Here is a 13015-nt window from a genome sequence, read left to right on the forward strand (position 1 = left end):
CATCCGCTACCGGGCGGACTGAATCGTATTCTGCAAAAAGCAATCCACTGATTTTCAATCAGCGGCCACCGTTTGCTTTTTTCCGGATAACGTTCGATTTCTTTTTTAAAGAAATCGAGGGACTGCTATTACCTAAAATAAAGAGTGAAAGATGAAAAATTTAAAAATTGCCATCAGCCGTACCTGCCCCGACTGTTTTACCACACATCGCGAGACGGTAGATGTCAGCACAACCGATTATATTGACGTCGCCGCCGTGGTTCTGGCCACCCAGGATATATATACAGGCGCGATAGAAGAAATTGAGGCGACAGGCTTTGGCATTCCTGTCTTTATTGCCACCCAGAAAGACGAGATTGTCCCGGCAGACTATTTGTCGCGCATTCATGGCGTTTTTGAATGTTCAGACACCAGCAATGATTTTTACGGACGCCAACTGGAAGCGGCGGCACAGAAGTACGAAACCCACCTGCGCCCGCCGTTCTTCCGCGCCCTGGTGGACTACGTTGAGCAGGGCAACAGCGAATTTGATTGCCCGGGGCACCAGGGGGGCCAGTTCTTCCGCCGTCATCCTGCCGGAAATCAGTTCGTGGATTTCTTTGGCGAGACCCTGTTCCGCGCCGACCTGTGCAACGCTGACGTGGCGATGGGGGATCTGCTGATCCACGAAGGCGCGCCGTGCATCGCCCAACAGCATGCGGCTAACGTCTTTAACGCCGATAAGACCTACTTCGTGCTGAATGGCACTTCATCGTCAAACAAAGTGGTGCTCAATGCCCTGCTCACGCCGGGCGACCTGGTGCTGTTCGATCGCAACAACCACAAATCTAATCATCACGGTGCCCTGCTACAGGCGGGCGCAACGCCGGTCTATCTGGAGACCGCGCGTAATCCGTATGGCTTTATCGGCGGGATTGATGCGCACTGCTTCGAAGAGCGCTATCTGCGCGAGTTAATATCCGACGTGGCACCCGATCGCACGCACGCACCGCGCCCGTTTCGCCTCGCGGTGATCCAGCTTGGTACTTATGACGGCACCATTTATAACGCCCGTCAGGTCGTGGATAAGATCGGTCATCTGTGCGACTACATCCTGTTTGACTCCGCCTGGGTGGGCTACGAACAGTTTATTCCGATGATGGCCGACTGCTCGCCGCTGCTTCTGGAGCTGAACGAAAACGACCCGGGCATTCTGGTCACTCAATCCGTGCATAAACAGCAGGCCGGCTTCTCGCAAACCTCGCAGATCCACAAGAAGGACAGCCACATTAAAGGCCAGCCGCGTTATGTGCCCCACAAGCGCCTCAACAACGCCTTCATGATGCACGCCTCCACCAGCCCGTTTTACCCGCTGTTCGCCGCGCTGGATATTAACGCCCGCATGCACGAGGGCCAGAGTGGACGCAATATGTGGATGGACTGCGTGGTAAACGGCATTGAAGCGCGCAAGCTCATTCTGGAAAACTGCCGGTTTATCCGCCCGTTCGTGCCTGAACAGGTCGATGGACGCCCCTGGGAGAGCTGGGATACGGCGGAAATAGCCACCGACCTGCGCTTCTTCCACTTCGTGCCGGGCGAACGCTGGCACGCCTTTGACGGCTACGCCGAGCACCAGTACTTCATCGACCCCTGCAAACTGCTGCTGACCACGCCGGGGATCAACGCCAGCAGCGGTGAGTATGAGGATTTCGGCGTACCCGCCACCATTCTCGCCAACTTCCTGCGCGAAAACGGCATCATCCCGGAGAAATGCGACCTCAACTCGATCCTGTTCCTGCTGACGCCTGCGGAAGATATGGGCAAATTGCAGCAGCTGGTCGCCCAACTGGTGCGCTTCGAAAAGCTGCTCCAGCGCGATGCGCCTTTAAAAGAGGTGCTGCCGTCACTCTATAAACAGCATCCGGATCGCTATGCGGATTACAGCCTGCGGCAAATCTGCCAGGAGATGCATGACCTGTACGCCCGCAATAACGTTAAACAGCTGCAAAAAGAGATGTTCCGTAAATCTCACTTCCCGCGCGTGATGATGAGCCCGCAGGAGGCGAACTACGCCTATCTGCGCGGCGAGGTTGAGCTGGTTTCGCTGCGCGATGCTGAAGGACGTATCGCCGCCGAAGGCGCGCTCCCTTATCCACCGGGCGTGCTGTGCGTGGTTCCCGGTGAAGTCTGGGGCGGTTCGGTACTGCGCTACTTTGCGGCGCTGGAAGAAGGGATCAACCTGTTACCGGGCTTCGCACCGGAACTCCAGGGTGTGTACGTCGAGGAGTGTGACGGTCGTAAGCAGGTTCGCTGCTACGTCATCAAACGGTCTGCTGACCAGCCCGCGCTGCTGAAAGGAGAAGCATTATGAGCAAGTCGAACAAGATGGGCGTGGTGCAGCTGACCATCCTCACCATGGTGAACATGATGGGGTCCGGGATTATCATGCTGCCCACCAAGCTCGCCGAGGTCGGGACCATCTCTATCATCTCCTGGCTGGTGACCGCCGTTGGCTCGATGGCGCTGGCCTGGGCGTTTGCCAAGTGTGGGATGTTTAGCCGCAAGTCAGGCGGCATGGGAGGCTATGCGGAATACGCGTTCGGCAAGTCCGGCAACTTTATGGCGAACTACACCTACGGCGTGTCGCTGCTCATCGCTAACGTGGCGATTGCCATTTCAGCGGTGGGTTACGGCACGGAGCTGTTTGGCGCCACGCTGAGTCCGGTGCAAATTGGGCTGGCGACCATCGGCGTGCTGTGGATCTGCACCGTCGCCAACTTCGGCGGCGCGCGCATCACCGGACAGCTCAGCAGCATTACCGTCTGGGGGGTGATTATCCCGGTAGTCGGGCTGTGCGTTATCGGCTGGTTCTGGTTTAGCCCGACGCTGTACGCCAACTCGTGGAACCCGCACCATGTGCCGTTCTTTACCGCGGTAGGTTCGTCCATCGCCATGACGCTGTGGGCTTTCCTGGGCCTGGAATCGGCCTGTGCCAACGCCGACGTGGTGGAAAACCCGGAGAAGAACGTGCCGATTGCGGTGCTGGGCGGTACGCTGGGGGCGGCGGTGATTTACATCCTCTCGACCAACGTGATTGCCGGGATCGTCCCAAATATGGATCTTGCCAGCTCTACCGCGCCGTTCGGTCTGGCCTTCGCGCAAATGTTCACCCCGGAAGTCGGGAAAGTGATTATGGGACTGATGGTGATGTCCTGCTGTGGTTCGCTGCTCGGCTGGCAGTTCACCATCGCGCAGGTGTTTAAATCCTCGGCGGATGAAGGCTACTTTCCGAAAATCTTCTCCCGCGTGACCAAAGCCGATGCGCCCGTGCAGGGAATGCTGGCGATTGTGATTTTCCAGAGCGGTCTGTCGTTGATGACCATCAGCCCGTCGCTGAACAGCCAGTTCAACGTGCTGGTCAACCTGGCGGTGGTGACCAATATCATTCCGTATATCCTGTCGATGGCAGCGCTGGTGATCATTCAGAAGGTGGCGAAGGTCGAACCGCGCAAAGCAAAAGCGGCGAATATCGTGGCGCTGATTGGGGCCATCTACAGCTTCTATGCGCTCTACTCCTCCGGTCAGGAAGCGATGCTCTACGGCGCAATGGTCACGTTTATGGGCTGGACGCTGTACGGGCTGGTTTCACCGCGTTTTGAGTTGACGAACAAACACAGCTAAAAAAAAGCCCGGTGGCGCTAGCGCTTACCGGGCCTACAAAATCAATGTAAAACGGCAACCCTGGGGTTGCCGTTTTTAGTGTTTTCTCCCTCTCCCTGTGGGAGAGGGTCGGGGTGAGGGCATCAGCCCGCAACACACCAGCACTTACGCGTTTTTCAGCACTTCGCTGACAATCTCTACCGCTTCTTTCTCAATCTGCTGACGGTGCTCAGCGCCGAGGAAGCTTTCACAGTAAATTTTGTACGCATCTTCCGTGCCGGACGGACGCGCGGCGAACCAGCCGTTTTCGGTCATCACCTTCAGACCGCCGATAGACGCGCCGTTACCCGGAGCGGCCGTCAGGCGAGCCGTGATCGGATCACCGGCCAGAGTGCTGGCGCTGACCATTTCTGGCGAAAGCTTAGACAGCGCCGCTTTCTGCGCAGAGGTCGCGCTCGCCTGGAGACGGTTGTAGCTTGGCGCGCCAAAACGCTCCGCCAGCTCGTTATAGTGCTCCTGCGGGTTTTTACCGGTGACAGCGGTGATTTCCGCTGCCAGCAGACACATGATGATGCCGTCTTTATCGGTTGACCACGGCGTGCCGTCGAAGCGCAGGAAGGAAGCCCCCGCGCTCTCTTCGCCGCCGAAGCCGAAGCTGCCGTCGTGCAGACCGTCAACAAACCATTTGAAGCCTACCGGCACTTCCACCAGCTTGCGGCCCAGCGCGTCGACCACGCGGTCGATCATCGCAGAAGAGACCAGCGTTTTACCGACAGCCACCTCGTTGCCCCACTGTGGACGATGCTGGAACAGATAATTAATCGCCACCGCCAGATAGTGGTTCGGGTTCATCAGGCCAGCAGGCGTGACGATACCGTGACGGTCATAATCCGGGTCGTTAGCAAACGCCAGATCGAATTTATCGCGCAGCGCCAGCAGGCCGGCCATTGCGCACTCTGACGAGCAGTCCATACGGATCGCGCCGTCTTTATCCAGGTGCATAAAGCGGAAGGTCTGATCGACGTGATCGTTCACGATGGTCAGGTTCAGCTTGTAGTGCTCGGCAATACGTTTCCAGTATTCGATACCGGAACCGCCAAGCGGGTCAACGCCCAGCGTCAGGCCCGCTTTCTGAATCGCCGCCATGTCGACGATCTCCGCCAGCCCTTCCACGAATGGCTGCACCAGATCCTGCTCTTTCACGTGGCCAGAGGCCATGGCCGCATCCAGAGAGATGCGCTTAACGCCTTTCAGATCGTCTGCGAGCAGCGCGTTGGCGCGGTCTTCCACCACTTTGGTGACGTTAGTGTCTGCCGGGCCACCGTTAGGCGGGTTGTATTTGATGCCACCGTCATCCGGCGGGTTGTGGGATGGCGTAATCACAATCCCGTCTGCCAGCGCGCCCCCTTTCTGGTTGTGCACCAGAATGGCGTTGGACACCGCAGGCGTTGGCGTAAAGCCGTTGTTCTCCTGAACAATCACGTCGACGCCGTTCGCCGCCAGCACTTCCAGTACGGAAATGAAGGCCGGTTCAGACAGGGCGTGCGTATCTTTCCCAACATAGCACGGACCGGTGACGCCGTTTTTGGCGCGCTCTTCCGCGATGGCCTGGGCAATGGCCAGAATGTGCGGCTCGTTAAAGCTGTGGCGCGCCGCGCTGCCGCGGTGGCCAGATGTACCAAACTTCACTGCGTGTTCTGCGTTGCCCACCACCGGCTTCAGCACGTAGTACTGGGCGGTCAGTTGAGCGACGTTAATCAAATCGCTTTGTTGTGCAGGTTGGCCTGCACGGCTGTGATTTGCCATTGCCTGGTCCTTCTGATGCAAGGGTTAAATTGTACCGCAAACCTTTTCAATCAATTCCGCCGGGAACTGCATGGACTGCATGATGTGTTCAATCATGCTGCACTTGCGGCCCGTATTGGTATTGGTGATCACCCAGTACGGTGTGCCCGGGACGTGTTTAGGTTTGGTTTGATTGCCATTTTGCAGCAGCGTCTGCTCATCGCCCGCGAAGTAAACGCGGGTACGACCATGCAGCGACTCGGTCGCTTCAGCAAACGCGGTGTTATCCAGTGAATAAAGTGTAGTCAGCACCAGCATAAAGCGGTTAACCGCCTTTTTCTGTTCTGCATACTCATCTGACAGCAGCAGCTCGCGCATCGCGCGCACTTTGTCTTTCACCGGCGCGACGGCAGGTTTTGCTTGTGCGGTAACACTCGGCTGAGAGACGACATCTTTAGTGGCTGGGGTAGCAGGCTGTGCGGCGGCGGAAATTTTGAGCATACGCCGTAAAATGTCGGACGCGCTCTCCCCGATATGCCGCGTCTGGCTGGCAATATACTGATAGAGTTCGTCATCAACTTCGATTGTTTTCATCTTAATCCAGTGCGATATCTTATCTGAATACAAGTCGTTGGGATTATAGGAGCAAATCCCAACAGCGGATAGCGTCAAACCAGGTTGGCGGCAAAAGTCGGATTAAACTGGATCCTTGCAGCCGGGCGGCAGAATGGACAACATGATACCCTAACCTGACATACGTAAAAAAAGAACTTTGCCATGAAATTGAATACCCGAGCGCAATCTGCACAATCGCCGAACAATAATTCTCCCATCGTACTGGTTCACGGCCTGTTTGGTAGCCTGGATAACCTGGGCATACTGGCGCGCGATCTGGTTGCCGATCATGACATTTTGCAGGTCGATATGCGTAATCATGGCCTTTCCGGGCGTTCGCCTGACATGACTTATGCGGCGATGGCGCAGGATTTGCTGGATACGCTGGATGCCCATCAACTTGAGAAGGTCACTTTAGTCGGGCATTCCATGGGTGGCAAAGCGGTGATGGCGCTGACGGCGCTGGCACCGGAACGTATTGCTGGTCTGGTGGTGGTTGACGTGGCCCCCGTGGATTACGACGTACGTCGCCACGACGAGATTTTCGCGGCGATCAATGCGGTCACGGAGTCTGGCGTGTCTACCCGTCAGCAGGCCGCAGCCGTCATGCGTGAACACCTCGATGAGGAAGGCGTGGTGCAGTTCCTGCTTAAATCCTTTGTCGACGGTCAGTGGCGTTTTAACGTCCCGGTACTTTGGGATCAGTATACTCACATTGTCGGCTGGCAGCCGGTTCCCGCCTGGCAGCACCCTGCCCTCTTTATTACCGGCGGCAATTCACCCTACGTGACCGAGGCGTACCGCGACGCACTGCTGGCGCAGTTCCCACAGGCTCGCGCGCACGTCATCGCCGGGGCGGGCCACTGGGTTCATGCAGAAAAACCGGAGGCGGTCCTGCGCGCTATCCGCCGCTATCTTACTGATACGGCGAATTGATTAAAAAGAGAGCGACTGGAAGACAGAGGGCTTCCAGTCGTTGGCGTGTCGTTTTCGGTGATGTATGATGGCGCGCTTATCGCCCGGGCATTAACAGGGCGGCTTGTTTTCCCCCGAAGTCTCTGAATCATGGCCAAAGAACAAACGGACCGTACGACACTAGACCTGTTCGCGAATGAGCGTCGCCCGGGACGACCCAAGACGAATCCGCTTTCGCGTGATGAACAGCTGCGTATCAATAAACGCAACCAGCTTAAACGCGATAAAAATCGTGGGCTTAAGCGTGTCGAACTGAAGCTCAACGCTGACGCTGTCGATGCGCTAAACGAGCTGGCCTCCGCCCGTGATATCAGCCGCAGCGAGTTGATTGAAGAGATGCTGCTCGCTCAGCTCAACGCGTTACGCAGCAAGGCATAAGTCTGAAAAACCCCCGTATTTCCCTTTTCATGTAGCACAGAGTGCAGTCCTGCGCGATAGCTGTTTCCGCAGGGTTGCCAGTTCTGCTATTATTGCCCTTATCCGTGGACAAATTGCGCCACCATACCATTAAGTTTCAAGAGGTTATTTTACTCATGGCAATCATCGGCATTTTCTTCGGCAGTGATACCGGCAATACCGAAAACATCGCAAAAAACATTCAAAAACAGCTCGGTAAAGACGTTGCCGATGTACATGACATCGCCAAAAGCAGCAAAGAAGACCTCGAAGGTTATGACATCCTGCTGCTGGGTATACCGACCTGGTACTATGGCGAAGCGCAGTGCGACTGGGACGATTTCTTCCCGACGCTCGAAGAAGTGGACTTCAACGGCAAGCTGGTTGCCCTGTTTGGCTGCGGCGACCAGGAAGACTACGCGGAATACTTCTGTGATGCGCTGGGCACCATCCGCGACATCATTGAGCCACGCGGCGCGGCGATTGTCGGCCACTGGCCAACGGCGGGCTACCACTTTGAAGCGTCCAAAGGCCTGGCAGACGACGATCACTTCGTGGGTCTGGCTATCGACGAAGATCGCCAGCCAGAACTGACCGCTGAGCGTGTCGAAAAATGGGTGAAGCAGGTCCGTGAAGAACTGAACCTCGACGACATTCTTAACGCCTGATTTTCCTGCGGCGCAACTGCGGTTGCGCCCGCATGCCAGGTAAAACCGATTAAATTAATTGCTACAAACTTTTAACTTTTTCGCTCAGACCTGTACAATATCCCCCTGATAAAAAGTGGGCTCCATCGAACAAGTTTGTTGGTGATACCACGTTTTTATAAGCATACTTTGCCTGAGACTTGCAGTTTTCATTTAGCCATGGCAGTTCTATAATGAGACGCATTATCCCAGGTGCATTTTCTGTCACTTCTTCTTTTGAAGTGAAACGTTTAGCAACAGGACAGATTCCGCATGACCGACAACAATACCGCATTAAAGAAGGCTGGCCTGAAAGTAACGCTTCCTCGGTTAAAAATCCTTGAAGTGCTTCAGGGGCCAGACAATCACCATGTCAGTGCGGAAGACCTTTACAAGCGTCTTATCGACATGGGCGAAGAAATTGGGCTGGCAACCGTTTATCGTGTGCTGAACCAGTTTGATGACGCGGGCATTGTTACCCGTCATAATTTCGAAGGCGGTAAATCTGTTTTCGAGCTGACCCAGCAACACCACCACGATCATCTGATCTGCCTCGACTGCGGCAAGGTCATTGAGTTCAGCGATGATTCTATTGAATCACGCCAGCGTGAAATTGCCGCGCGCCACGGTATCCGTCTGACTAACCACAGCCTGTACCTGTATGGACACTGTGCGGAAGGCGATTGCCGCGAAGATGAGCACGCGCACGACGCGAAATAAGCAAACTTTCATACTCTGAGCCAGCCGCAAGGTTGGCTTTTTTTTGCCTTAAAAAGCCCGGTGGCGCTGCGCTTACCGGGCCTACGGGCGATGACACCTCTGTAGGTTCGGTAAGCGCAGCGCCACCGGGCGTCAAACAGCGCTATTGGTTATTATTACGAATTTCCTGCCAGATCTTATCGCAACGCTTCTCGACTTCCTGATCGTTACCGGTTTGACGCGCCTGAATACAGGCCTGGTAATCCATCACGCGGACATTCTCCTGCGTCGCGAACTGCTCATGCGCTTTCTCTTTCTTCAGCACATTCAGCACGCTCTGGCAGGCTTCAACTTTCTCCGGCGAGCCTTGCGCGGTATTGATACAGGCGCTGTAGGCCTCTTTCAGACGCGAATCTTCTTTCGGGGCCTGAGGCTGCGCACAGGCCACCAGCCCTGTTGCCAGCATCGCGACCATGACTACTTTTCTTTTCATCTGCCGTCTCCGTTTCGGCGGGCCACGCCCGCCGGGGTTTCATCAGAAAATAGTGAATGGCGCGATGACCATGAATTTCACGTCACGTTCATCCTGGAAGATGTTGCCGTAACCGCCCGCATAGCTTGGGATATCGGAGTGGTTGTCATACTGCGTGAAGTGCAGTTTGAACATGGTGCCCTTGGCACGCCCGTCCTGCAGGGTGTAGCTCGCATCCAGACTGTAGGAGGACTCTTTCAGGCGGTAATTAGGATCGTAGTACGCATCCGGGGTTGCCATATCAGCAGGCTTCGCGTCCCACGCGTAAGCATAAGAAGCACCGACCGCCCAGCCTGGCAGATTCCAGTTTTTCAGGTCATACATTGCACCGAAGAAGACGGCTTTTTCACCGTCGGCGTTGAAGTCAGAGCGGTTATCCCACCAGATATCCAGACGACCGTTTGATGATGCATAAGTTGGGGTCATACGCTGCAGGAAGTAACCCTGCTGCCCTTCCGCCTTCACCCACGTCCCTTCCAGACGCAGGTCAACCTGGCCCACCTTGTAACCGAAGGTCAGCGCCTGCAGCCATGCGGTACCGTCGTAGATATCGTTAACGGTGCCGTTGCTGGCTTTATCACGCGTGCCATAGAACTGATAGCTGGTGCTCAGCGGGCTGCCCACAACGTCGAATTTGTAGCTGGCTTTCGCGAAATACTGATCGATATAGCCTTCAGCCTGTCCGAAGGCGGCTTCCAGTACCAGGTCGTTTTTGAAGTCATACTTCGCACCCAGGGAGTGGAGGTAGTCCACTTTAGTGGTTTTATCGTTCTGGTAGAACTTATCCATCTCAATGTGCCACGGCGCTTTGTATTCGTTGGTCCACATATAGGAGAAGCTCAGCGCCCCGGCATCGCCGTAGTCAAAATTGGCCCCCGCTTCTGCGCCCTGATAGGTACCCGGCATGAAGCTCCAGTGTGGGGCTAACAGCGTCTGTCCGGTTGGCTGAATATAACCTGCGCGCGCCCATACCGGGCCGTATTTGAATTTCGCCGCAGCCTTATAGAGGCTTATGCCGCTCTTATCCCCGGACCAGTCTTCGTCATAGGCTTTATTGCTGGAGGAGAATGCGATTTCGTTCGGGTGACCGCTGTCGCCGTTTTCCGCCATTTCAATTGCGGTAAACGCCGCAATATCCAGGCCAAACATATCCGCGGCATAACCCGACTGGAAGTCCAGGTTGGCGTTCCAGGTGGAGTGAGAAAGGTTGGTTTTGTATTTGTCTTCAGTGACGTCTTTACGGTCACGCTCACGCTGCCAGTAATAAATTCCGCCCGTGAGGGTTGAATCATCAATGAAACCTTCTGCTTTAGCCTCTGGCGCAATCACCAGGCCCGACATTGCTGTCACACCGGCAATAGCCAGCGCCAGCGCACTACGTTTGCCACTGAACGTACGCATAGATTATTCCTCTTTGACGAATTAAAAACGCCTGAACGGCGAAAAATATAAAAGACCTAATGGTCAGGGGTAGTTAGAAATACCCTCGAATTAACTACCGTCTTTAGGTTATTTTTCGCGACGCGAATTATCAATGCTTTTTCGTGGGCAAAACTCAGGATTATGACGAAGTGCACATAATTAGTAGTGCTTTGTAACATTTACGCCGAAGCGAGTAATGGCGGGGGGAAGCGCGATTTTTCAATGGCTAAGGGTTAAAAAACCTGTCTGTTAATTCCTCTTTACTGTTTTAGGGTATATACAAACTTTATTAAAAAAAATAAGTAGCACCGCATTGACCAGTTATTTTGACTTCCCTTATTAAAAGCGTTCTTTAATGGCATGATCATTAAATAAAAAAACGCCGCAATTAGCGGCGTTTGTTTCTCATTGACCAGTGCAGCGATATTATTCGCCGATTTTGGCCCAGGTATCGCGCAGACCGACAGTACGGTTAAATACCGGTTTTTCCGCAGTGCTGTAGCGGCTGTCCAGGCAGAAGTAACCCTCACGTTCAAACTGGAACGCTTTGCTGGTTTGTGCGGCTTTCAGCGACGGTTCGGCAAAGCCCTGCTTGATCACCAGTGATTCCGGGTTAATCGTTGACAGGAAGTCTTCCGCAGCGCCTGGGTTAGGCACGCTGAACAGACGGTCATACAGGCGGAACTCAACCGGCAGCGCGTGCGATGCGCTCACCCAGTGGATAACGCCCTTCACTTTACGGCCATCCGCCGGGTCTTTACTCAGCGTTTCGGCATCGTAAGAGCAGAAGATGGTGGTGATGTTGCCTTCCGCGTCTTTTTCAACGCGCTCGGCTTTAATCACGTACGCATTACGCAGACGGACTTCTTTGCCCAGCACCAGACGCTTGTACTGCTTGTTGGCTTCTTCGCGGAAATCCGCGCGATCGATCCAAATCTCACCGCTAAACGGCACATCACGTGTGCCCATTTCAGGCTTGCTCGGATGGTTCGGCATCGTCACCATCTCGCTCTCGCCCTGCGGGTAGTTTTCGATAACCAGTTTAACCGGGTCGATCACCGCCATCGCGCGCGGAGCGTTTTCGTTCAGATCTTCACGGATGCAGGATTCCAGAGAGGCAATCTCAATGGTGTTGTCCTGTTTGGTCACACCAATACGTTTGCAGAACTCGCGGATAGAGGCAGAGGTGTAACCCCGGCGGCGCAGACCAGAGATGGTCGGCATACGCGGGTCATCCCAGCCTTCTACATGCTTGTCGGTTACCAGCAGGTTCAGCTTACGCTTGGACATCACCGTGTATTCCAGATTCAGACGAGAGAACTCGTACTGACGCGGGTGCACAGGGATGGTGATGTTATCCAGCACCCAGTCGTACAGACGACGGTTGTCCTGGAACTCGAGAGTACACAGGGAGTGCGTAATGCCTTCCAGCGCATCGCTGATGCAGTGGGTGAAGTCGTACATCGGGTAGATGCACCACTTGTTCCCGGTCTGGTGGTGTTCCGCGAACTTAATGCGGTACAGCACCGGGTCGCGCATGACGATGAATGGCGAGGCCATATCGATTTTGGCACGCAGACAGGCCTTGCCTTCTTCGAAGCCACCGGCACGCATTTTTTCAAACAGCGCCAGGTTCTCTTCTACGCTGCGGTCGCGGTACGGGCTGTTTTTACCCGGTGCGGTGAGCGAGCCGCGGTATTCACGGATTTCGTCAGCAGAGAGCTCATCCACATATGCCAGACCTTTATTGATCAGCTCAACCGCATAGGCGAACAGCTGATCAAAATAGTTAGAGGAGTAGCAGATATCGCCCGACCAGTTGAAGCCCAGCCATTGCACGTCGTTCTTGATGGACTCAACGTATTCGATGTCTTCTTTTGCAGGGTTAGTGTCATCGAAACGCAGGTTGCACTGTCCCTGGTAGTCTTGTGCGATACCAAAGTTCAGGCAGATAGATTTCGCGTGGCCGATGTGCAGGTAGCCGTTTGGCTCCGGCGGGAAACGCGTATGAACCGTGGTGTGCTTACCACTGGCCAGATCTTCATCAATGATCTGACGAATAAAGTTACTCGGGCGGGCTTCTGCCTCACTCATCGTGGATTCCTCAAAGCATAAACAACGTATAACGGCATATGATCTTATAAGCCGGACGTAGTGACAACCTTTAAAACGTCTATTCAGAATAAAATAATGGGGACAATAACCGCAAAAAAAAGCGGCGGAGGTTATCCCCCCGCCGCTTAAGGCATGACTCTACTCAGGAGCG

At 54.8% G+C, this 13015-nt stretch carries 11 protein-coding genes; 6 read left to right on the top strand and 5 right to left on the bottom strand.

Annotated elements, in window-relative coordinates:
- Nucleotides 1-151: 151 nt before the first annotated feature.
- Both speF and potE read left to right on the top strand, forming a co-directional pair.
- Nucleotides 152-2350 (top strand): ornithine decarboxylase SpeF, encoded by a 2199-nt coding sequence (gene speF / locus I6L58_RS05910; protein WP_088207680.1) that lies wholly within the window; start codon nt 152-154, stop codon nt 2348-2350.
- Nucleotides 2347-3660 carry a putrescine-ornithine antiporter gene (potE, locus tag I6L58_RS05915; protein ID WP_088207681.1) on the top strand — a complete coding sequence of 438 codons (1314 nt, stop codon included), beginning with the start codon at nt 2347-2349 and terminating at the stop codon, nt 3658-3660. The genes speF and potE overlap by 4 nt, the downstream gene beginning before the upstream one ends.
- 144 nt (nt 3661-3804) lie before the next feature.
- On the opposite strand, the gene pgm is transcribed toward potE, so the two are convergent.
- Nucleotides 3805-5445: a phosphoglucomutase (alpha-D-glucose-1,6-bisphosphate-dependent) gene (gene pgm, locus I6L58_RS05920; protein WP_006177174.1), complete on the bottom strand. Its 1641-nt coding sequence runs from the start codon at nt 5443-5445 to the stop codon at nt 3805-3807.
- Between the two features lie 24 nt (nt 5446-5469).
- Complete coding sequence (gene seqA / locus I6L58_RS05925) at nt 5470-6018, bottom strand: replication initiation negative regulator SeqA (RefSeq protein WP_006177173.1); 549 nt, start codon at nt 6016-6018, stop codon at nt 5470-5472.
- A gap of 183 nt (nt 6019-6201) precedes the next feature.
- Between seqA and ybfF the strand changes: the two genes are divergently transcribed.
- The 4 genes from ybfF (at nt 6202) to fur (ending at nt 8816) form a co-directional block, all read left to right on the top strand.
- Nucleotides 6202-6975: an esterase gene (ybfF, locus tag I6L58_RS05930; RefSeq protein WP_088207682.1), complete on the top strand. Its 774-nt coding sequence runs from the start codon at nt 6202-6204 to the stop codon at nt 6973-6975.
- Nucleotides 6976-7104: 129 nt separating this feature from the next.
- Entirely contained in the window at nt 7105-7392 is a 288-nt protein-coding gene (gene ybfE, locus I6L58_RS05935) for a LexA regulated protein (protein WP_006177171.1), read from the top strand.
- A gap of 155 nt (nt 7393-7547) precedes the next feature.
- A complete protein-coding gene (gene fldA / locus I6L58_RS05940) occupies nt 7548-8078 on the top strand; it encodes a flavodoxin FldA (RefSeq protein WP_003858653.1) in 531 nt (176 codons plus the stop codon).
- Between the two features lie 291 nt (nt 8079-8369).
- A complete protein-coding gene (fur, locus tag I6L58_RS05945) occupies nt 8370-8816 on the top strand; it encodes a ferric iron uptake transcriptional regulator (RefSeq protein WP_006177169.1) in 447 nt (148 codons plus the stop codon).
- 142 nt (nt 8817-8958) lie between these two features.
- On the opposite strand, the gene chiQ is transcribed toward fur, so the two are convergent.
- The 3 genes from chiQ to glnS form a co-directional block, all read right to left on the bottom strand.
- Nucleotides 8959-9288, bottom strand: a complete 330-nt coding sequence (gene chiQ / locus I6L58_RS05950) for a ChiQ/YbfN family lipoprotein (RefSeq protein WP_006177168.1) — start codon at nt 9286-9288, stop codon at nt 8959-8961.
- Nucleotides 9289-9330: 42 nt separating this feature from the next.
- A complete protein-coding gene (gene chiP, locus I6L58_RS05955) occupies nt 9331-10728 on the bottom strand; it encodes a chitoporin ChiP (protein ID WP_006177167.1) in 1398 nt (465 codons plus the stop codon).
- 447 nt (nt 10729-11175) lie between these two features.
- Complete coding sequence (glnS, locus tag I6L58_RS05965) at nt 11176-12843, bottom strand: glutamine--tRNA ligase (RefSeq protein WP_006177166.1); 1668 nt, start codon at nt 12841-12843, stop codon at nt 11176-11178.
- Nucleotides 12844-13015: the final 172 nt, after the last annotated feature.

The organism is Enterobacter cancerogenus (genome assembly GCF_019047785.1).
In the GTDB taxonomy this organism is placed as follows: domain Bacteria; phylum Pseudomonadota; class Gammaproteobacteria; order Enterobacterales; family Enterobacteriaceae; genus Enterobacter; species Enterobacter cancerogenus.